General features: G+C 41.0%; 24 protein-coding genes and 1 rRNA gene. 11 read left to right on the top strand and 14 right to left on the bottom strand.

Annotation, left to right across the window (positions count from 1 at the left end; translation table 11 throughout):
- A 5S ribosomal RNA gene (gene rrf / locus AC25JC_RS10430) occupies positions 1-87 on the top strand; the annotation flags it as partial.
- Between the two features lie 140 nt (positions 88-227).
- On the opposite strand, the gene AC25JC_RS10435 is transcribed toward rrf, so the two are convergent.
- On the bottom strand, positions 228-1601 hold the full coding sequence (locus tag AC25JC_RS10435) for a dihydrolipoyl dehydrogenase (RefSeq protein WP_180116432.1): 1374 nt from the start codon (positions 1599-1601) through the stop codon (positions 228-230).
- A gap of 140 nt (positions 1602-1741) precedes the next feature.
- On the opposite strand from AC25JC_RS10435, the gene AC25JC_RS10440 reads away from it, so the two are divergent.
- A complete protein-coding gene (locus AC25JC_RS10440; protein WP_180026776.1) occupies positions 1742-3436 on the top strand; it encodes a hypothetical protein in 1695 nt (564 codons plus the stop codon).
- 146 nt (positions 3437-3582) lie between these two features.
- On the opposite strand, the gene AC25JC_RS10445 is transcribed toward AC25JC_RS10440, so the two are convergent.
- Together AC25JC_RS10445 and AC25JC_RS10450 are read right to left on the bottom strand one after the other, a co-directional pair.
- Complete coding sequence (locus AC25JC_RS10445) at positions 3583-4005, bottom strand: protein tyrosine phosphatase family protein (protein WP_180153130.1); 423 nt, start codon at positions 4003-4005, stop codon at positions 3583-3585.
- On the bottom strand, positions 3998-4333 hold the full coding sequence (locus AC25JC_RS10450) for a protein tyrosine phosphatase family protein (RefSeq protein ID WP_111885430.1): 336 nt from the start codon (positions 4331-4333) through the stop codon (positions 3998-4000). Before AC25JC_RS10450 ends, AC25JC_RS10445 begins: the two co-directional genes overlap by 8 nt.
- A 124-nt stretch (positions 4334-4457) precedes the next feature.
- On the opposite strand from AC25JC_RS10450, the gene AC25JC_RS10455 reads away from it, so the two are divergent.
- Genes AC25JC_RS10455 through AC25JC_RS10465 form a run of 3 tightly spaced genes read left to right on the top strand, consistent with a single transcriptional unit; the run spans position 4458 to position 6227 of the window.
- Positions 4458-5354 carry an alpha/beta hydrolase gene (locus AC25JC_RS10455; RefSeq protein ID WP_078191320.1) on the top strand — a complete coding sequence of 299 codons (897 nt, stop codon included), beginning with the start codon at positions 4458-4460 and terminating at the stop codon, positions 5352-5354.
- Positions 5355-5786, top strand: coding sequence for a thioredoxin TrxC (trxC, locus tag AC25JC_RS10460; RefSeq protein ID WP_078191319.1), 432 nt, complete (start codon positions 5355-5357; stop codon positions 5784-5786).
- A gap of 21 nt (positions 5787-5807) precedes the next feature.
- Positions 5808-6227, top strand: a complete 420-nt coding sequence (locus AC25JC_RS10465; RefSeq protein ID WP_078191328.1) for an acyl-CoA thioesterase — start codon at positions 5808-5810, stop codon at positions 6225-6227.
- A 65-nt stretch (positions 6228-6292) separates the two neighbouring features.
- Here AC25JC_RS10465 and AC25JC_RS10470 read toward each other — a convergent pair whose 3' ends face one another.
- The 3 genes from AC25JC_RS10470 to AC25JC_RS10480 all read right to left on the bottom strand — a co-directional run bounded on the left by AC25JC_RS10470 (position 6293) and on the right by AC25JC_RS10480 (position 7945).
- Positions 6293-6793 carry an ester cyclase gene (locus AC25JC_RS10470; protein WP_249708747.1) on the bottom strand — a complete coding sequence of 167 codons (501 nt, stop codon included), beginning with the start codon at positions 6791-6793 and terminating at the stop codon, positions 6293-6295.
- Positions 6794-6925: 132 nt separating this feature from the next.
- Positions 6926-7429 carry a DUF4442 domain-containing protein gene (locus AC25JC_RS10475; protein ID WP_249708746.1) on the bottom strand — a complete coding sequence of 168 codons (504 nt, stop codon included), beginning with the start codon at positions 7427-7429 and terminating at the stop codon, positions 6926-6928.
- Positions 7430-7456: 27 nt separating this feature from the next.
- Positions 7457-7945, bottom strand: a complete 489-nt coding sequence (locus tag AC25JC_RS10480) for a YajQ family cyclic di-GMP-binding protein (protein ID WP_078194203.1) — start codon at positions 7943-7945, stop codon at positions 7457-7459.
- Positions 7946-8037: 92 nt separating this feature from the next.
- Between AC25JC_RS10480 and AC25JC_RS10485 the strand changes: the two genes are divergently transcribed.
- Positions 8038-8352 carry a rhodanese-like domain-containing protein gene (locus AC25JC_RS10485; protein ID WP_078194202.1) on the top strand — a complete coding sequence of 105 codons (315 nt, stop codon included), beginning with the start codon at positions 8038-8040 and terminating at the stop codon, positions 8350-8352.
- A 44-nt stretch (positions 8353-8396) separates the two neighbouring features.
- On the opposite strand, the gene mnmC is transcribed toward AC25JC_RS10485, so the two are convergent.
- Genes mnmC through AC25JC_RS10505 form a run of 4 tightly spaced genes read right to left on the bottom strand, consistent with a single transcriptional unit; the run spans position 8397 to position 11844 of the window.
- Complete coding sequence (gene mnmC / locus AC25JC_RS10490) at positions 8397-10343, bottom strand: bifunctional tRNA (5-methylaminomethyl-2-thiouridine)(34)-methyltransferase MnmC2/FAD-dependent 5-carboxymethylaminomethyl-2-thiouridine(34) oxidoreductase MnmC1 (RefSeq protein ID WP_486923988.1); 1947 nt, start codon at positions 10341-10343, stop codon at positions 8397-8399.
- Positions 10344-10380: 37 nt separating this feature from the next.
- Positions 10381-10896: an SH3 domain-containing protein gene (locus AC25JC_RS10495; RefSeq protein ID WP_078191313.1), complete on the bottom strand. Its 516-nt coding sequence runs from the start codon at positions 10894-10896 to the stop codon at positions 10381-10383.
- Between the two features lie 5 nt (positions 10897-10901).
- A complete protein-coding gene (locus tag AC25JC_RS10500; RefSeq protein WP_078191312.1) occupies positions 10902-11204 on the bottom strand; it encodes a YciI family protein in 303 nt (100 codons plus the stop codon).
- Positions 11205-11232: 28 nt separating this feature from the next.
- Positions 11233-11844, bottom strand: coding sequence for an inner membrane-spanning protein YciB (locus tag AC25JC_RS10505; protein WP_078191311.1), 612 nt, complete (start codon positions 11842-11844; stop codon positions 11233-11235).
- Positions 11845-11888: 44 nt separating this feature from the next.
- Here AC25JC_RS10505 and AC25JC_RS10510 point away from each other — a divergent pair, with 44 nt between their 5' ends.
- Entirely contained in the window at positions 11889-12746 is an 858-nt protein-coding gene (locus AC25JC_RS10510; protein WP_180085581.1) for a PHP domain-containing protein, read from the top strand.
- On the opposite strand, the gene AC25JC_RS10515 is transcribed toward AC25JC_RS10510, so the two are convergent.
- The 3 genes from AC25JC_RS10515 to radC form a co-directional block, all read right to left on the bottom strand.
- Complete coding sequence (locus AC25JC_RS10515) at positions 12733-13782, bottom strand: hypothetical protein (RefSeq protein ID WP_486923989.1); 1050 nt, start codon at positions 13780-13782, stop codon at positions 12733-12735. The genes AC25JC_RS10510 and AC25JC_RS10515 overlap by 14 nt on opposite strands.
- Before the next feature lie 77 nt (positions 13783-13859).
- The gene (locus AC25JC_RS10520; protein ID WP_078191309.1) at positions 13860-14771 is read right to left on the bottom strand and encodes a bestrophin family protein; all 912 of its coding nucleotides are present in this window, start codon (positions 14769-14771) and stop codon (positions 13860-13862) included.
- Between the two features lie 75 nt (positions 14772-14846).
- Positions 14847-15548, bottom strand: a complete 702-nt coding sequence (radC, locus tag AC25JC_RS10525) for a RadC family protein (RefSeq protein WP_180116424.1) — start codon at positions 15546-15548, stop codon at positions 14847-14849.
- 112 nt (positions 15549-15660) lie between these two features.
- On the opposite strand from radC, the gene coaBC reads away from it, so the two are divergent.
- Together coaBC and AC25JC_RS10535 are read left to right on the top strand one after the other, a co-directional pair.
- Positions 15661-16932: a bifunctional phosphopantothenoylcysteine decarboxylase/phosphopantothenate--cysteine ligase CoaBC gene (gene coaBC, locus AC25JC_RS10530; protein ID WP_078191307.1), complete on the top strand. Its 1272-nt coding sequence runs from the start codon at positions 15661-15663 to the stop codon at positions 16930-16932.
- 389 nt (positions 16933-17321) lie between these two features.
- Entirely contained in the window at positions 17322-17840 is a 519-nt protein-coding gene (locus tag AC25JC_RS10535; RefSeq protein ID WP_180026766.1) for an Asp-tRNA(Asn)/Glu-tRNA(Gln) amidotransferase subunit GatC, read from the top strand.
- Between the two features lie 109 nt (positions 17841-17949).
- Here the strand turns inward: AC25JC_RS10535 and dusA are convergent, their stop codons facing one another.
- Positions 17950-18981 (bottom strand): tRNA dihydrouridine(20/20a) synthase DusA, encoded by a 1032-nt coding sequence (gene dusA, locus AC25JC_RS10540; RefSeq protein WP_180024574.1) that lies wholly within the window; start codon positions 18979-18981, stop codon positions 17950-17952.
- A 284-nt stretch (positions 18982-19265) separates the two neighbouring features.
- Between dusA and AC25JC_RS10545 the strand changes: the two genes are divergently transcribed.
- Positions 19266-20681 (top strand): methylenetetrahydrofolate reductase C-terminal domain-containing protein, encoded by a 1416-nt coding sequence (locus AC25JC_RS10545; RefSeq protein WP_486923990.1) that lies wholly within the window; start codon positions 19266-19268, stop codon positions 20679-20681.
- Positions 20682-20868: 187 nt separating this feature from the next.
- Complete coding sequence (locus AC25JC_RS10550) at positions 20869-21279, top strand: hypothetical protein (protein ID WP_078194214.1); 411 nt, start codon at positions 20869-20871, stop codon at positions 21277-21279.
- Positions 21280-21285 lie beyond the last annotated feature (6 nt).

A 21285-nucleotide genomic window follows, 5' to 3' on the forward strand; every position in this document is an offset into this window, starting at 1 on the left:
CTGATCCCTTCCCGAACTCAGAAGTGAAACCTCTTAGCGCTGATGGTAGTGTGGGGTTACCCATGTGAGAGTAAGTCATCGCCAGCTCATTATTCGAAAACACCCCCTGATATGTCAGGGGGTGTTTTTTTTATGTGCGGGGAAAAAGGGAAAGGAAAAAGATAGAGGGGGATACGGAAATTAAGCGTTGGATATCCAACGCTATAAGTTTACATAGAATGATAAAATTATCTTAACTGACGTCGTGCATGCTTTAATGCTGTTCTTAACCCTTCTTCTAAAGTTGGATGATAGAAAGGTTTATCCAAAATTTCATGTATGCTTAGTTCTTCTGAAATCATCCAAGCTAGCAAATGTGCTAAATGTTCAGCTTCTGCACAGAATAGCTCAGCTCCTAATAGTGTATGGTTAATTGTATCCACATATACTTCGGCAGCCCCTTTATTTTTAGCAGCAACAATCGCACGCCCTTGTCTTTCGTAAGAAACGAAACCAATGACGAATTCTGTGTTTTTATCTTGTAGTTGCTTATAGCCTTGACCAATAGTTGCCATTTGTGGTGTAGAAAATAAGATGCCTAAAGGGGGTAGCGTCTTGATGGATTTAATTTGTGGAAAGTTTAAACAGTTTTGTACTGTAAATTTACCTTCATGAGCTGCTTCGTGTTGGATAGGGGTATTGGTATGTGCATCACCGACTATAAAAATTGGATAATCAGCTAGTTGCTTTGTATCCGGATTGATCGGTAAATTTTTAATATCTTTAAATTCTGCACTTATACGTTCTAAACCTAAGGTATTTAATAATGTACGTCTGCCAGTTGCAGCTAAAACATAGTCAACTTGTAACGACTTTTGTAAGTTTTCTTCAGTATAGGTTAAATGAACTAGATCGCCTTCAAGAGAGTAATGTTCAGGTAAAATTTCAAACTTTAGCTTTAATTCTTTACTTAACTCTTCCTGTGCGAGCTTTTGTAATATGGGGCTAGTCAATGAGCCAATTTTTCGACTACGTGCAAAAACAGTAGTGTTTACATTGAGGCGTGTTAAAGCCTGAGCCAATTCTAAAGCGATCACGCCACTTCCAATAACTGCGACAGATTTTGGTAGTTGTTCTAATTCGAATATCTGATCGGACGTAATTAATTTATCGCCTAATATTTGTTTTTGTTCTGTATCTATAGCAGGCGTTGTACCTACTGCAAGGATAAATGATTTGGCTTGAAATGTTTGACTATTTACTTGAATGGTATTGGAATCAATAAATTCAGCTTTTCCTGATATTTTATGTTGGTTTGGCCAACTTTCAACATCTTTTAAAGTGGCTCGTGTAAAACGATCACGTAAGGTTTGAACATGTTGCATGACTCTAGAGGTATCAATTTCACTTTTGACATCAAGGCCTAAATTATCTGCATGTCCAATTTCGTGCATACGGTTGGCAGTAGAGATAAGTATTTTACTTGGCATGCAACCGACCCGTGCACAGGTGGTGTCCCAAGGACCATCATTAATGATAAGAATATTCTGTGTTTTTTTTATCGCTTCTTTATAAGCTGATATACCTGCAGTTCCAGCGCCAATAATAATGATATCGTACATATAGACTCCTATTTATAGAGAATTTACCACAACAAACATTTGTCTTCCTTTTATTTACATAAAGCTATAACTATGGTTACATAGCACCCAATAAATATTTATAACAACTCTATATACATTGAGGGTTCTAGGGGAAATTCATGCTAAATAAACAAACGTCATTGAAGCTTTCTGCGATTGCACTATCTATTTTACTTGCAAGTTGTGGTGGAGGCGGCAGCGATGGCTATTTTAACCAAGGCGATACTGTAAATAACGGAAATGGAAATGGAAATAATAGTAACAATGGTGGTGATACTACTACTCCCCCTGTAGAAGAAACAAAAGATTTGTATGCAAACTTTAAAGCATCAAAAACTGCTATGTTGTTATCAGGTGATACGATCGTTTTAACTGTACAAGTTCTAGATTCTGAAACAGGTGGTGCTGCTGAAAATGAACCTGTTACATTACAATTAGTGAATGCTAAAGATTTAGGAGTATCTATCGATGGTAGTGCGGATCAAACAACGGATGCAAATGGATATGTCATTTACACGATTAAACTGGGTGCTTCTACAAATACATCACTATTAACAAACGGTATTTCTATTAATTTATTAAATGCTGAAAAGAAAAAAATATCTGATACATATGTAAGTGTAGTTGAAAGCGAAGCTGAGAAACCATTATATGATTTAGCTATTCAAACGAATAAGAATTTACTTTCTGTAAAAGGTGATACGGCAACGATTACAGTTAAAGCTTTGGATACCAATGGTGGTTCTTTGGCTGGTAAATCAGTAACACTCAGTATTTTAGATTATGCAAATAATCGTGTTTCAATTGATGGTTCTTCAACACTAATTACCGATAATCTTGGTAATGCAGTATTTACTATACGTTTGCCTTTAGCGACTGGGCAACTGGCTACATCTTTAATTAATAGTGGTATTAATTTTGAAGCGATAATTGTAGACCCCAATAACAATAAAGTGGTTAAGCCGATTAAACTGGATGTGATTGCCGGTGATACGTTAGTTCCTGTAGGTAATATTACTTTTGGTAATGCTGGTGTACTAAGTACTAATTCAGAAAAAACTTTCTATACTGAGGATATTTCTGCACAAGTTGTTGATATTGACGGTAAGCCTTTATCAAATCAAAAAGTGACGATGTCTATTAATATTATCTCTGGTGCAATTGGTCGTTACGTTCAAAATTCTGAGCTTGAAAAAATAAGATCTACAGATCTTTTGAATATAGATGTTAATAAAATTAAGCCTTTAAATACTAAAGTTAATCAACTCAATATTGATATTCAATCTTTAGAAGGTGATTTGAGCTTAATTGATGATAGCGATCTGAATGCAAAAGAGAACAAAGCAAAATTACAAGCAGAAATTAATGCAAAAAAAATAGATTTGTCAAAAGCACAAAATGATATCGTTGAACTTGAATCTAATAAATCTTTAATTGCACGCTATGAAATTGAACCAAGAACGTACTTGTTATGTTCGGCAGTGACAAATCCGACTACTTCATCGCTTGCAACAAGTTTAGTAAATAGGGATAAAGTTGATGATTCTGCGATAAATGAATTTAGTTATACAACGACTGCTACAGGTTCATTTGACTTTAAAGTTAACTACTTACGTCGTTATGCAGGTTGGCAAACCGTCCAAATTAAAGCTTCAACAACAGTAAGTGGAAAAACAGTTGAATCAACGATGCTTTACCCATTGAATCCATTAAAAGCTGATTTAGAATCAGCGGCATCGCAACCATTTGATTCAAGTCCATATGGTGTAGGTAGTTGTAGCTACCAAAAACCGTGGGCTAATTTACTAAATTAAAAAAACAGCGCTTCGGCGCTGTTTTTTATTGTAGGGACTGTTCAATTCAAAGTGCAGTCCCGACACTTACACCAACGGTTGGACGTACATTCATAGAATTACACCCTGTTAGCAACAACGTTGTAAATAAAACGGTAAACACGAATTTAGTCATTGAGCAAACCTTGAGCCTTAGCTTGATTGAAAAGAGCTGTCGAACGTGAACCACTACGACAAATCATCAAAATGGGTTTAGGAAGCTCATTATAGTATTTGGCAAATTCCTTCACGTCTGTTTGAGAAATTTTACCGCTTTGCACAGGTTGATACACAACACTCACATGAGACGTTTCCGCAATGCCACGTAACTGTAAAACAGTCACTTCATTGCCCGCCTCATTATCTGGTCGGTTCACAATCACAGATTTAAATTTAAGTTGTTTGAGTAAACTCGAAAACTTATCTGTGGTCATTTGTCCAGAGACACTTAAATTTGCATTTAAGGGCTGACTGTTATTATCAGCAAATGTGGGTGCCGAAAAGATGCATGTTGCGATCAATAAAGCTTTTTGAATGAAAGCCTTAGTCATCCAAAAGATCCATCTGTTTTGCTAGTTGATACAGGTTGTTTGAACGGTTACCTGTACGGCAGAACATGAGCACTGGCTTTGGCAATTCATTAAAATGATTAGCAAAGTTACGGACATCTAGCTCAGAAATTTGACCTGCAACAACAGGTTGATGAACATAGTCTAAACCAGCGGTACGAGCTGCTTCTTCAATTTGAGCACTGGTTGGTTGCTCAGGACCACCTTCCATGTCAGGGCGGTTATTGATAATCGATTTAAAGCCTTTTTCAACCACTTGCGCTACATGTTCTGGGCCGATTTGACCTGCAAAACCAACATTTTCGCTCATTGAGTCACTCCATAATTTAATTCATAGATTTATGCTTTATGATAGCATTAAGCACAAACTTGAGCAGAATGTTCTTAAATTTTTATAAGCGATTACAACCATAAAATAACGCAATGGAGCGCGTATGCACGCCTATACAGTCGAACCACTGTATGTCAAAAGCGGACAAGATGTTATAGCTGCTGACTTTTATCGTCCAAAATCTGTTGAAAAACCTGCAGTCATTCTCATGGCACATGGTTTGGCGGCATTACGCCAGTTTAAATTAGTGCAATATGCCAAGCGCTTTGTACAAGCGGGCTATGCTGTCGTGTTGTTTGACTATCGCTATTGGGGGGGTAGCACGGGGCGTCCGAGAGAATTAGTGAACCTTAAAGCTCAACTTGAAGATTGGCGGACCATGATCGATCATTTACAGCAGCGTAAATCGATTGATTCAAGGCGCATTGTATTATGGGGAACATCGCTGAGTGGTGGTTATGTACTCAGTTTGGCGGCAGAGCTTAAAAATATTAAAGCGGTGATGGTACAAGTTCCATTTGTCGATGGCGCTGAAAGTGCAAAATTGTATCCCTTACAGCAATTACCCAAAGCGTTAAAATTATCGAGTCAGGACTATATGGGCTCTAAAGTTGGGATGAGCCCAACGACTTTACCCGTAGTTGATCCGCATCGATTGTGTTTTTTACAGTCTGAAGACAGTTATGCGGGCTATTTATCGATTGTAAATCCTGATTTTTATTGGAGTGGCGAAATTCCGGCTCGGGCCTTTTTTAAGTTAATCCGTTATCGCCCAATATTGGATGTCCGTAAAATTAGCATACCAGTACTTTTTATTGCAGCCAAAGAAGATAGTTTGATTCCCATCGAATCAAGCCGAGAAACTGCGACCAATATTGCACCGTATGTGCAGTATTATGAGTGGGAAATGCAACATTTTGATATTTATCACGGGCAATGGTTTGAAAAAGCCATGGCAACCCAATTAGAATTTTTACATCAACATGTTGGAGTCAGCTAAATGATCGTTGTGTGTCCTGAATGTGGTGCAAAAAACCGTGTACCTGAAGAAAAACTCGAAGTTGGACCTGCATGTGGTCAATGTCACCAAGCATTGATTCCATTGGCGCCCATCGAGTTGAATGAAAAGAACTTTGCAAATTTTATTAGCAATAGTGATTTACCTGTGCTGATCGATTTATGGGCTGAGTGGTGTGGACCATGTAAGATGATGGCGCCACACTTTGCACAAGTTGCAAAATCAAATCCGAAGGTGGTTTTTGCCAAAATTGATACCGAAGCAAACCCTCGATTGAGCGGTGCATTTAATGTTCGTAGTATTCCTACACTGGTTTTGATGAATAAAACCAACGAAATTGCTAGAATAAGTGGTGCAATGCGTGCTGGTGAGTTACAACAATGGCTCAACCAGCAATTAAATCTACCTCAATAAATGTCAGCGCCAGGAGCTAAAGTGTCAGAAACTCATGTAAAACCTGAAGGAACGCTTTCCCTACAAACCATCGCGATGCCTGCAGACACCAACTGGAGTGGTGATGTTTTCGGTGGTTGGATCGTGTCACAAATGGACTTGGCCGGTGCAATTCACGCAGAGCGTTTCAGTCAAGGACGCTGTGCAACGATTTCAATTAACCAAATGACCTTCCTCGTTCCTGTGAAAGTCGGGGATGTCATCAGTGTATATACCAAAATTTTAAAAGTGGGTAATACCTCTATCCAAATGCAGATTGAAGTTTGGGATAGCCATGACAGCTCACGTGATCCAATTCGCGTAACCGAAGGTGTGTTTACATTTGTCGCTGTGGATGTGAAAGGTGCTAAACGTCAAATTCCTGCGGATGCAAAAGCTAAATTTGCTGCTGATCAAGCTTAATTAAAGTTAGATGCAATAAAAAGCCGCTCAATCGAGTGGCTTTTTTATTAATCACGAATTAAAACTTAGAACATTGTATTTGAATTGGCACTGGTTTCAGGAATGCTCTGTTGCACATCCCAATGTTCGATGATCTTGCCATTTTCAACACGGAAGATATCAATAATGGCTTCTCCACGGTCTTGCTTATTTTGCGTAGAGTGCACATGTAAATAGACCAAATCACCTTCGGCAGCGGCACGTTTGATCTGGTTTTTTGCTTCAGGATTCTGTTTAAAATATTGGGTGAAGTAATCGACAAATGGCGCTTTGCCATCAGGTACATGCGGATTATGTTGAATATATTGATTGCCAATATATCGGTCAGCATATGTCTTAACCTGATGTTTAAGAAAGACACCTTCATAAAAATCAATCACGATTTTCTTATTTTCCGCTGCTTGGCTGGTTTGAATATTGCTATCAGCCGCTTGATTTGGAGTCGTTGGCGTTGCAGGAATAGTACTTTGACATGCAGTTAAAAACACCGCCAGGCTGATGAGTGAAAGGGGAATGATTTTTTTCATAAAGTGCTCAATATATTTGTGTCGTGCAAGCATATTGAGCGGAATTACGGCGTATAAATAGTAAAAAACAGTCTTGATTTTGCTGAAATTTGGTAAAACTTATACTTACCTAAAAGTAAGTTTTATTTACATTTATTTATTTTTCAGAGCGGATTTTGCCACCCACGCCCAAAGCATTTCACATTGAATCGGTGCTTCACCAGATTCATCGGTGACGAAGACCTGTACTACGGTTTCACCTTTTTCTGTACTTTGCATTTGTCGTTGCTGTTCGGGTGTAAGCGTTGCGATGGCTTTCATCCCACCTTGGGTTGGACGTTTAAAATCAACTTTGAAGCTTTTAATCAGGACAATGGCACTGTCTGGGACGTTCATTGCTGTGACAAAGCCTGTGGCTGTTTCTGCGATCAGCGCCATGGCACAGGCATGTACTTGCCCGATATGGTTTTGCATCGCCTTATGATTGGCGATGCTCACCTCAACACGCTCAGGGCTGACATGTTGATAACGAATTTTAGCGGTACCGACCATAGGCACGACGCGACCAAATGCTTGACTGAGCAAACGACTCTGAAGACCCTTCGGTAATTTAGAGCTTGCTTTGACCAGTTTATTTAAACGATTTGGACGTGCCATATTGACCTCAATGGCAGTTGTGCTGCCTTAATCTTTAAAGTTGTTAAATTGAAGCGGCACACCAAACTGTTGCTCTTTTAAGAACGCCATCACTTGTTGCAAAGTGTCACGCTTCTTGTCAGTCACACGAATTTTGTCGCCTTGAATAGAAGATTGCACTTTAATGCCGCTTTCTTTAATGGCTTTATTGATTTTTTTTGCAGTATCAGAGTCAAGACCGTCTTTCAGTTTGATCACTTGAATGACGTTTTTACCAGAAGCTGTCATTTTTTGTGGATCCAATGCTTGAATGTCTACTTTACGTTTGAAGAAATGATTTTCGAGCATGGTATACACTTGTTCACATTGGAAATCGCTTTCTGTTGAGATTTTGATTTCCTTATTTTTCTCATTTAACTCAATTGAAACGTCTTGACCACGGAAGTCAAAACGCGTCGCTATTTCTTTTTGCGTGTTTTGAACTGCATGATTTACTTCAAAAACTTCTAATTCGGAAACAATATCAAAAGAAGGCATAGATTAGACCTTTACAAAGGGAAAGAATATCTGAGATGCTAGGGATGTTTTCTTCATTTGCCAAGTGTTGTTTACATCAAAAGGAGTGCGCAATGATCCGTAAACAAGAAATTACAACATTTGAGTTCCCAGAAGACTCGATTATCTGGGATGTTCGCGATGCAAGTGCTTATGCTGAAGCACATGTTAAAGGTGCGGTTAACCGACCGATCAACGCATTGTCATCAGATGCACTGACTCAGGTGTCAACGGATCAACCCATTTACATTTTATGTGGTGGCGGAAGTAAAGCTCCACGTGCAGCAGAGTTACTAGAGGGTTTTGACAGCTCACGTGAATATGTAATCTTAATGGGCGGCACGCGTGCTGCTCGTGATGCCGGTCTTCCTTTGGAACAAGGGAAATGAGATCGAATCAAAAAAAGCGCCGAAAGGCGCTTTTTTATTGCAGGTTATTTTTTTTGAGGTGGAGATGACGGCATCTGACCCTGAAAATAAGGCTTCTTAGTTTTTTGTTTGGCTTTGGCGCGTCGTATAAAACGTGCTGCATGAATTTTATCGAGTAGCTGTGTTGGAATAGGGCAGGCTTCTTTTAAGACCAGCGCGGCAATGATTTCACTACAGAGCGGGGCATACAGGAAGCCTTTAGAACCGAGTCCACTACAGCTATAAATTTGCTGATCTTCATGGACTGCACCAATTACCGGGAAAAAGTCTTTTGTCTGTGCGCGAATTGCGGCACGTCCTTGCCATTGCTCAATCGGTGCTAAGGTTTTTGCAAAGTCAGGGAACACACTGTGGATAAGTTCATAGTTATGCACATGATCTTCAGTGAGAACGTCGGTGTCATCACGGCCGGGATAAAATGACGCGCCCATAATCATCTGTTCGGCATCCAGTTGCATACAATAGCCCCCATAACTATAGGCGGTATGCATATCCATTTGTTGAGCGGGGTTGTTCAACCAACTGACTTGTCCACGAATGGCACGCAGCTCTGGATAATCTGTTTGTAGCCGCATACTGTCACGTGCCGCACAGAGAATGACATGCTCGGCAGATGGAAGCTGCTGATCCATTGTAAATAGCGCAACGCCATTTTGTTGTTGCTCAATGCGTTGAATATCTGCTTGTAACAATTCAATGTGTGGATGCGCCAAGATTTGGTCACGAAGCTGATGTGGACTGACTGCGCCTGCTTGTTTTAAGAGCAAGGTTGGATATGTTGAGGCTAATTGATTTAGCGTGCCTTCTTCAGCAGCTAATACCTCTGAAGGATAAGCTTGAGCTAAATCTAGGTGTTCTGCTTTATTTTTTAAAATAGATTGGTGAATCTGTAAGGGACGAAATGCCTTGAAGTTTTGATAATGCTTGAGCGCATATAACCAACTCAAGGTCATCAAATGTTCAGCACTTTGTTCAATTGGACAGAGTTTAGGGTTGAGTAGGGCAAGAGGATTACCCGATCCACCGCTGAGTGGTGCTGATTTCTCGTAAATACGCACTTGATGCCCGCGTTGAGCAAATGCCCAAGCACAGCTCAAACCAGCTATGCCAGCGCCAATAATCGCGATTTGACGGGGCTTATGACCTACAGTGATTTCAGAATTTTTTTTTTCGTCTAAGGTGGGTATGTCAGCAACTACGGATTGATCATCTAACTTTTCAGGTGCGAGCCAAAAAGCTTTGAGCATTTCACGCTTATGCGCAAAGCCACGTGGTCGTGTAATGGTAATACCATGCTCACGTAAGCCGCGTTTGAGTACACCTGCCACACTAAATGAGGAGAAGGTCGTCCCAATGTCTGATAGACGCACGATATTTTTGAGTACGTTTTCTTCCCACATGTCAGGATTACAGGCGGGTGCAAAACCGTCCAAGAACCATGCATTGACCGTAGCAGTTTTTGCCATGACGGGAAAAACGTCGTGTGCATCGCCTAACCAAAGATCAATTGAAAAACGTTCTTCTGGAAAATTGAGTCGATGACATCCCGCAATGGGTTCAGGATATTGCGCAATCAGTTGCTGTGCCAAAGGTTGTAATTCAGGCCATGCATTTAATGCACGAATGAGGTCTGCTTTAGATAAAGGGAATTTTTCTACAGAAATAGCATGCAGATGACTGTGATTATCTGGACGAACCTGTTGCCATAATTGCCACAAGGCCAAAATATTTAAGCCTGTACCAAAACCTGTTTCGCCGACACTGAAATATTCAAAATCAGTCAGTGCCGCAAGGCGAGTGTCGAGGTCATTCCCTTTTAAAAACACATGACGTGTTTCGAGTAGGCCATTGTCCTTCGAAAAATACACATCACCAAACTGTTTAGACACTGGAATATCAATGCCATCGATCATTTGCCAATCGAGATCGGCAGTCTGAATTGCACCTGACAAAACTCAAGCAACCTTTAAATTGAAGTAGAAAAATGAATTACCATTGACGACGACGTTTGGTATAGACGTAACTGGCCAACAAGAAACCTAAAATCACGCCAACACCAAGTGTGGTCCCGCCGTATAAAAACATCTGCGCGCTACGTTCACTTTGCAGCACTTGTACTTGTACGCCCAAGCTATCATTTTTAAGTTGTAATTCTTGGTTTTGCGCCAAGGCTTCAAGGTTAGCTTTTTCTAACTGTTGTAAGCGTACTGATTGGTCTTTGACCATCGCTTTGACTTTGGCATCTTGCAGCGCTTTATTTTTTGCCAATTGCTCAATGGTCAATGGATTTGCATCTTGAGGTTGACCATTGGGATTGACGGTTGCCGCCACTTTAATGATGCCCGGTTTATTGGCAGGAATGGTATGCGGCACAGGATTGGGAGGAGGTGTTGCAGTCGTTGCTTGAGCAGCAGGGGCTACAGCAGGTGCAGGAGCCGGTTCTTCAGCCCATGCAGTTGAACAAATTAAAGATAAGCCCAGTAAACTAGAAACAACGACGCGCATGAACCTTATCCTTTAGGAAATGCTTTGTTAAATGGTTTGACATCAATTTGGCCATAAACCCCTTCTTTGAGGAAAGGTTCATCTGCCAACCATTGGTCTAGGGCTTCACGACTATCAAAATCGACAATGATCGTACTGCCATAAAAACCAGCTTGCGGGTTTGCCGGATCTTTAGGCATCGCACCTGCAACAATCAGACGACCTTCATCATCAAGTTTTTGTAGACGTTCAAGATGTTGAGGACGAACCGCAAGGCGCTTTTCCACTGTACCTTCATTATCTGTACAGCTTACGACGAATAATGGCATGACTTTTCCTGATTTTTGACCGAATGGATTATTCTGAGGTCTTAAAGTATTTACGTAATACAATAAACTGAATAATGATAAAGGAAAACATCACGATCATGTCACCAAAAGCAGTGAATTCACCCCAATATTTTCCGTCTGCAAACAAATAAGCGAAAAAGGTGTGTAAACATGACATTACCACGAACATTGCAGCCCATGCATAGTTCAATCGTTTCCAACCGACAGCGGTTAAATTTAAGACTGGACCAAATAAACGTTCGATGAGTGGTTTCTTATCTTTACTAAATAGTGGAGAAAGTAAAAACGCCCCAGCAAAAACTAAGTTCAGTAAAACGGCTTTTAAACGAATATAAAAATCATCGCTTAGCATCAGGGTAATACCACCAAAAATCACGGTCATGAACAACACAATCCATTGTTGTTTATCTAGACGGAATTTTTGCATGACAAACAATGCACCATAAACCACAAGCATGGAAATGATGAGGCCTGATGTTGCCACAAGAATGTTATTGTTATCGACACCCCCAGCAGAACCAATCAATTGTAATAATGGGTGCTGCGTATCTTTTGGATCTACAGTTTTATATAAATAAAAGAAAATAATGAGTGGCACAAAGTCTAAAAGTGCTTTCATGTTAGAGTATCTAAATCTGATCAAATAAATGACATAGTATAGAGATGCAAGGCGTAGATTTACATACACACAGTAATATTTCTGATGGTACTTTGTCACCAGAGGCTTTGGTGCAGGCCGCAAGTGCTATTGGAATTCATACGCTGGCTTTGACTGATCACGATACGATGGACGGATTGTTGGCTGCAGAGCAGGTTGCGCATGAATTAAACTTGCAATTAATCTCTGGCGTGGAGATTTCCAGTCAGTGGTCGAGACCTGCGACCAAAAAAAGTTATGGTGTACATATTGTCGCTTTAAATATGCAAAATCCTGCGCCCTTACAAGCCTTATTGATGGATCAAAAGCGTATTCGAGCGGAACGTGCTCGGCAGATTTGTGACTTACTGATACCGTTAATTGGTCAAGATATTTATAGCGATGTGATTGCCAAGGTTGACCATATACCAGATCGGGTAACACGTACTCATATTGCCAAAACTTTGGTGGAAAAGGGGGTAGTTTCACGTCCACAACAAGCTTTTGATAAATATATTAAAGAAGGCAAAAAAGCTTTTGTAAAATTTGAAGGTCCAAGTCTTGTTGAGACCATTGAGGTGATTCATGCCAGTGGTGGCTTTGCAGTGTTGGCGCATCCAACGCGTTATGATTTATCTGCGACCAATATTCGTTATTTGATTGAAATCTTTGCTGAAGCGGGCGGTGATGCAGTGGAATTACCACCGGCAATTGAGCCATTATCGACTCGTCAAATGGTAGATCGCATGATTGCTGCCTTTAACTTGAAAGTTTCTGTTGGGAGTGATTTTCATGGTGACAATATGCCGTGGATTAAACTCGGCAACATCCCTCGAGTGAAAGAGGGGCAAGTTGGAATCTGGGACAGTTTTAAGTCACATTGACATCAGGATCTTCGATAAACGGTGAAGTTCGATAATACTGAATGTTACGGTAAAGCAGATAGAGGCAGCCCACGGCAACGCATGCCCAGAACCATGCCTTGAACAAAAACGCGATGATAAAAACACTGATGGCGATTATGCACAACAGTAGACGTGTCACGCGTTGAGGATGCCTCTTGGTCAGCAAGGCAGATTGCATGGTAGGTTGATGTTTAAAATTGCGATAAGGAATAAAATCAATGGCGCTTGAGAGTGCCAATTTGAGTTTATCAAAATGCCGTGCCTGTGAACTGATACGATAGCTCTGCCCATAACTGGTTTTCAGTTTGAGGAGATAACCGGGTTGATCTTCTTCACGAACGGCATGAATTTCCGATAAATAAGGTAAATCCAACGTAAGCCGTGTTGGAATCTGCTCAAAATAGATATTCCCCGTATAGGGCATGGCAAAGTAGTTTTTCATTTGATGAAAATCATCAAGCTGATCATGCGCATATAACTGCACGATGGTGCGCGTACGTGCCAAATAATGCACCCAAATCTGTTGCCCAATGAGGGCAGAATTCAATTGCACATGAATGTTTAAAAACAAAGTACTCGCAAAGACTTGATGGAGATCGACGCTAAACCATTTCGCCTCTTCAAGTTCATTGAGCTTTAAGAGCAATTGTTGCTGTTTGCCTTGCCACCAATGTTCACGCACCTCTCGATAATCCACAATCACAGCATCTGAACTGCGTAAGGCGTGTTCTTTTAAATCCAAAGCCAATTTGGGATCAATCAAATGCTGTTGAATCCAAAATGGAAATTTGATTCTTTGCGATTTGTCACGAAATATACTGATGACCAATAGAGCACTCATCAGGAATAAGAATTGCCAATTGCTTTGCCATGATGTGAATAATATGCCTTGCCATGCTAGGAGTAATGCGATGCTAAACAGCAACACAACGAACATGAAAATCACAGCAAGCGCTTTGCAAGGATGCAGAATCGGTTGTGGCTTATAAGTGAAAATCCGTTTTTTTATTTTCATGATTTTTCCTTATTATGGGTGTTGTATGGATCATGGATCTGAATGCGATCCGTGCATTCAGGCGAAACGCATACCAATTATAATAAATTATGATCTTTAGCTTGAATCGGTGGTGGGGTGGGTTTTCCTAAAGTTCCAAGTAGCTCAATTTCAATAGTTCGAACCATTGAGTCCAAAGGAAGGTCATTGCTTTGTGTACCAAAGGGCTCTTCAATCTCTGAACTCAGCGCATCTAAGCCTAAAAAGGTATAGGCCAAAATCCCGACCAAAAGGGGGGTCGCAAGGCCTAAAGTAGAACCCAAGCTAAAGGGTAAGACAAAACAGAAAAAATAAACGGTTCGATTCAGCAAGACTGAATACGCAAACGGTAATGGCGTGGTGGCAATCCGGTCACAGCCGGTTTGTACGGTGCTGAGTTCCATCACATGCTGATTCATCTGGGTATAAATAATATCTGAAATTTCACCATCTTTAAGCGCCTGCATTAGCTCCCATTGAATCAAACTCAACGTGTACTGCGGTGCATTGGCCTGTTGGTATAACTGGGTGATGGCATTCGCACTCATGCCGCTGGTTTCAACCAGTTCAGTGGGATTGGCGGTTTGATGGCGGAGTCGGTCACGTAAAACGTTGGCAAAGACGATCACATGTTGAATCACACGTTCACGACGACCTTGACTGAGTAAACGGCAGTCACGGTCAAAATGTCGCGCGTTGGCAATCAAAATGCCCCATAAACGCCGAGCTTCCCACCAACGGTCATAGCAAGCTGAATTTTTAAAGCCTAAAAAAATCGACAGCACGACACCAATTAGGGTAAAGCCGACCAAAGGAAATTCGGTAAAATGGAAGATATCGACATAGGATAAGCCGCCCACAATGGCAGACAGCAACATAACGATCCCGAGCGGTGGTAAAACCTTAGGTAAAATCGTTCCTCGCCAAGAAAATAGCAGTTTAAAAATACTCGGTTGGTCACGGACGATCATGTTCGAATGATAATTTCTAGTTTTAAAAAATTATGATGATCTTCGGGTTTGCTCAAGCACTTGTCAATAACTGTTTCATGCAGATGAGTGTGCTTGGAGCAAGCCATGTTCAGCAAAGGAAAAACTCCCTTCTGTTGAGATAATGCAATGATCGATCAGTCGAATTTCCACCAGCTGACAAGCCTGCTGAATGAGTCGAGTCAATTCAAGATCGGCAGCAGAGGGTTCTGCACGACCGAAAGGATGATTATGTGCAATGACGATACTGCTGGCGTGTTCAGAAATGGCATAACGCAGCAGTTGATTGATGGAAATTTCACAGGTATTGAGGCTGCCATAAAAAAGTTTTTTAAAGTTTATTTTTCTTAAATGCGCATCTAGACAGAGCACGCCAAAGACTTCTTGACGTTCCGCTAAAAATTCAAAGCGAAGAAAATTTTGTAATTGTTCAGAGTGTTGCAAGTGCAAGGCTTCATTTTGAAAATGTTGACTCACATAGCGTTTACCGAGTTCTTTTACCGCCATGAGCTGCGCATATTTACTGTTTCCGATGCCATGAAACTGGCGTAAATCCTCAAGTGACGCATTCATTAGCGCTTGCAACTGACCAAAATGTTGGATCAGGAGTCGTGCGAGTTCGACAGCAGAGTGCTGCTGGGAACCAGAGCGTAGGAAAATAGCCAGTAGCTCAGCATCGGATAAACTTTGTGCGCCTTGTTGAATCAGGCGCTCACGTGGGCGTTCTTGTTCAGGCCAATTTTTAATTGAATTATTCATTATTCTTAGACTTTTTTATTATCATTCAATCGGCTTTTTCACAGCAGATTGTTGGGTCAGTGCATATTTAATGCTATTGTGAGCGCCACTGCAACAGATAGGTAGCCTGTTCGTGAGCTTTGATTTAAGTGTAATGCCCACAAAAAATATTCTTTTAGGTGTCACTGGTGGTATCGCAGCCTATAAAAGTGCCATTCTTGTCCGTCGATTAAAAGATGCCGGATTTGATGTGCGCGTGGTGATGACTCAAGGCGCGCAAGCCTTTGTGACCCCGCTAACGTTTCAGGCGCTTTCAGGCAACCCTGTGCATACCGAATTACTCAATCCCGAAGCAGAAGCGGGTATGGGGCATATTGAATTGGCACGTTGGGCTGATTTGGTATTGGTTGCTCCTGCAAGTTGCGACACGCTGGCAAAATTTGCGGCGGGTTTAGCAGATGATCTTCTTTCGACACTTTATCTTGCGACAAAAGCACCCGTTTGGGTTGCCCCTGCGATGAATCAGCAAATGTGGGCAGCCAAAGCGACACAGCGTAATTTAAATACACTGGTTGAAGATGGCGTACATGTGATCATGCCCGATGCCGGTTCTCAAGCCTGTGGTGATGTGGGCTTAGGACGCATGCCTGAGCCTGAAGATCTAGCAGATCAAGTGACGGCCTATTTTCATCAAGCACAGCGAGCTATTGCTGAAAAATTTGGCATGCTTGCAGGCAAACATGTGGCGATTACAGCCGGTCCTACACGTGAGTCGATAGATCCTGTACGTTATATTTCCAACCACAGCACAGGTAAAATGGGTTTTGCACTGGCAGCGGCTTGTTATGCAGCTGGAGCTAAAGTAACGCTGATCGCAGGACCCGTAAGTTTAGATACACCAAATGGTGTACGACGGATTAATGTGCAGTCTGCAATTAAAATGTTAGAGACCAGTCTGCAAATGCTGGATGAAGGCTGTGATATTTTTATTGCAACAGCAGCTGTTGCCGATTATCGCGTGGCAGAAGTTGCAGAGCATAAAATCAAAAAAGCTGGCGATGAACTCAATGTGGCATTAATTAAAAACCCAGATATCGTTGCAACGATTGCGCAGCAGTCAAAACGTCCATTTATGGTGGGATTTGCCGCTGAGACACGCAATGTCGAAGAGTATGCAGCAGGTAAACTTGTGGCAAAAAAACTCGATATGATTGCGTGCAATGATGTCTCACGTAAAGATATTGGTTTTGCTTCTGATGAAAACGCCATGACCGTGTTCTTCGCCGATCAATATCAAATGGAAAAGCGTGATTTAGAGAAAGCGTCCAAACAAGAAATTGCACAGCAATTGGTGGAAGCTATACATGATGCGCTACATCATGAGCCTGAAACGGACGATGAATAATTTCAGTTGATGCCTTAAAAATCCCCGCACTGTTCGGGGATTTTTATGGCGCATTTAAGATGTTTTATTTCAGGATTTATATTGAATAAATCACAATAGGATCGATTTCATATTGAAAATATGAAGGCTAGGAAACCACTACCAAAATGGTCATTTTCAACAAAAATATGTCAGCAAAAGACCAAGGCTGTCAGTGTTTTAAAACATCAAAAATGCAATTTAAGTGATTGATATCAAAATTAAATATAAAATTGAGAAATCTTGATAATTTGGCTTGTACTGTGTGTTTTATTGGCTATTATGAAGCAAACAATGAGGAATGTTTGGATCGCAATCTGTGATCGGTCTGACTTTTTCATCAAGAATAAATGCATCATGGGGGATGCAATATGTTTCGATGGCTCACCATTTTTTTACTGTTGAGTTTGGCTGGTTGTAGTTATTTTGTCTCGACAGATGAATTATCTCGGCAGATTGAGCAGCAGATGCAGCACGAGTTTGATCAGAATCCAGATTATCGGCAGTACCATTTACGGATTCAAAATATAAAAGTATTAGAACGTAAGGGATTAAGTTTTAAGGCTCAGGCGACGTTGCAATACGATGGTCAGCCTTATACTGTTTTGGTCGATATTTACAAAGATTTGCAAGGTTATGCATGGAAAATAGATGAAGAACAATTTGCCTTCATTGACGAAGCTGAAATTGCAAAATATCAGGCGCAGTTAGATCAAGAGTTGAATCATTTGGTTGAGGAATTGGAACAGCCAACCGAGGAGGTTGAGCCTGTTACATCGGCGCCTGAGAGCTATGTGGGTTTACGTGAGGAAGAAGATCCATCAGATTATCAATGGACTGGCTATGATGAGCCTTTTCCCAAGGGGAACATTACGGTCAATAGTCATTGAGTGATGATGTGATTGCTTTGATGATTTGTGACGATGTTGCCAAACACGTACTTGGTGAGGCATGACGAATAAAAAAGCCCGCAAAATAGCGGGCTTTTACTTTATAGGATTAATCTTCTAAAACGACTTTAGGATGATCACGTAAATAGTCTTCTGTACGTTGCATTGCATCTTTAATATTTTGGATGGCATTTTCCACATCGGCAAAGGTTTTGGCATTGCCACCACTTAAAGCCTGACGCCATTTTCGAGCACCTGGTAGATTTTGGAATAAACCTAAAATATGACGGGTAATGATAGAAAGAGGTGCACCTTCTTCCATGCGTTTCGCAATATATGGCAGCATTTGATCGATAATATCGAAACGGTTAGGTAATTCGAGATCCCAAAGCTGACCGATCTCAGCCAATAAGTATGGGTTGTGATAAGCCTCACGGCCAATCATCACGCCATCAACATGTTGTAAATGTTGCTGCGTTTCAGCAAAGGTTTTCACTCCGCCATTAATTTCGATCAATAAATTTGGACGTTCTTGTTTCAGACGATAAACATCTTCATAACGTAAAGGTGGCACATCACGGTTTTCTTTTGGCGACAAACCTTGCAGCAGGGCAATACGAGCATGCACGATAAAATTGTTACAGCCAGTCTTTGCAACCGTATCAACAAAATGCAGCATTTCTTCATAAGACTGCATGTCATCAATCCCGATGCGGTGTTTCACGGTCACTGGAATATCAACAGCATTTCGCATTTCAGTAATACATTCTGCCACCAAATCAGGCTCTGCCATCAAGCATGCGCCAATTTTATTGTTCTGAACGCGGTCACTTGGGCAGCCGACATTGAGGTTCACTTCATCATAGCCCCAGTCCTGTGCCATCTTGGTACAGGTCGCTAAATCTTTAGGATTTGAACCGCCAAGTTGTAACACAATCGGGTGTTCTTCGTTGTTATAGTCCAAATGACGATTGGCACCGCCAAATAAAATCGCACCTGTGGTGACCATCTCGGTGTAGAGAATCACATTGGGGTTAAACAAGCGTGCAAAGAAACGATAGTCACGAGTCGTCCAATCCATCATTGGCGCAACACTAATTCGTGGTTGAAGTTTATTTTCAATGGGTTGGAGATCAGTCATCAAAAAAACACGCCTTAAAAGAACAAGATGGAAGAACGAAATGGAAAATGGTGAAAAAATTACAAAAGCAGTCCGAAATACGATGAAAAAAACCGCATTTCAAGACGCGCGCAATATTAGCATAAATTGTGGTTTGGGGCATGGTCTTGCTAGCGTGTCATATTCAAGGTCAGGCCAGAAAGAGTCGGAAGTATGGCTTAAGTAATTTAAATTTTTATGTGATTAATCTATAATTTTATAAACTTTATTGTATGGTTTCTCAGCAGATTTAACTGCCTGCCTTTATGTCTTTATTTTCCCAATATCTATTGCAACGCCAGTTTTGTATCTCGTTTGAATATCTAACGACGCAAAAACCGCATTGTGTCCCAACGACATTTGCAGGCTTTCCTGTGTGCATGACATTGGCTGACCGAGTACAAAGTGACACGGATATTGCTCCTTTAGAAGCAATGCAAGACTACCCTCAAAGCATTGAAAAAATTCTGCATTATTCGGGGAAAGGCCGAGATATTTCAGATTTTCAAGCTTTTTTGAAAGATGCTCAGCAGCACGGGGTAGAGAATTTACTCTTGCTCAGTGGCGATAAACTCAAGCAGCATCAGGATGGGGCAAATGATCCTAGCTTACGGAGCCGCTATTTAGAGTCGGTCAATCAAGTCATGGCAGCCAAAGACTTTGGCGGGTTTTATTTAGGGGTAGCATTTAATCCTTTTAAATATGCAGAAGCAGAAAAGGATGCGCAGTATTTTAAACTGAATAAAAAAATTCAAGCTGGCGCTGACTATGTGATTACACAGTTGGGCTTTGACATGGATGTGTTGAGCGGTTACCAACACTATATGCAGCAATACTATCCACATGTACCTGTATTGGCTTGTGTCATGCCGCTGACCTTTACCCGTGCCCGCTTTATGGCCAAGCAAAAAGTCGCAGGCATCGTGCTTTCAGCAGATGTATTAAATTTTTTGCAACAAGAACAGCAAACTGACGCCATACAAGCTGAACAAAATGTCTATGCCCGCTGCGCTTTACAAATATTAATGTGTCAGCATTTGGGCTATGCAGGGGTTCATTTATCGGCCTGTCATAAAGCGGAAGAACAAGAGAAGTTGCAAAAAGCAATTTTGCAATTTGCCACATTAACGTTTGAACAATGTTTAGCAAAATGGAAAATGCTTTGGCGCTCTAGTGTTGAGGTGAACTTCCAGCCGACGGGCGCAAATAACCATAAGGCTCCAGTTGAACAGGTTTTGAAATATAAAAGTATGCATGTCATGCATGAGTTATTTTTTAGTTCAAAACTGGCCAAAGGAGCGGGATCTTATATTTTTTCGGCCAAATTATGGCAAAAACCGAAAGCCGATGCGGCCTTGCTGAAAACAGAATTTATTAGTAAACATGGCATTGTGGGCTGTGAAAGTTGTGGACAATGTCGTTTAGGCGAAACCTTATATATTTGTCCTGAAACCTGTCCCAAAGGATTAGCCAATGGACCCTGTGGTGGCTCCAACCTTGACCGCTGTGAGTTTGAAGACCGTGAGTGTATACACTCGGTCAAAGCGCGGTTGGCGAAAGCCGTCGGTCAAGAAAAAATGCTGAAGCAAGAGCTCATCCCTACCGTTGCAATTGAAACTCGGCACAGTAGTTCTTGGAAAAACTGGTTCGTTCCACCGACATCGCCACCAACAGAACATTAATTCACTTAAAGCATTATTCAGTCTGAAACTTTATAAATGTGAATCTTTCAGGCGCTAATCATTCTAAAAATCAGACGAATAGTCGTATAAAAAAAATGAAAAAGATGAAATAAACAATTAAGATCAACAGCAGATGAAAATCAAAAATTAAAAATAGAAATGTGAAGAATTTGGGGAATACCACATGATGAAACAAACCTGCTTAGGATTAGCTTTAGTTTTTACATTGTCAGGCACAACAGGCTGTTCAGTTGTCATGGCAAGCAAGCAGCCAAACAAGAAAAATACCGAAATGATTCAACAAGGGCTATCTCGTAACTTGGTGATTGCTGAATTTGGCGCACCGATCACCTCTGAATATAAAAATGGCAAACGCTATGAAATTTATACTTTTACCCAAGGTTATTCGACTGCCAGTAAAGTCGGACGTGCGTTTTGGCATGGTGCAGCAGATGTGGCGACCGTGGGGTTATGGGAACTTTTAGGAACACCTGCCGAATCCGTTTTTAATGGAAAGAAAATGTCTTATGAATTGATTTTTGATGAAAATGATCTGTTAGAACGTTATACCTATCTCACACAAGATGAAACCAAATAGTTGAAT

The organism is Acinetobacter sp. P37 (assembly GCF_057480965.1).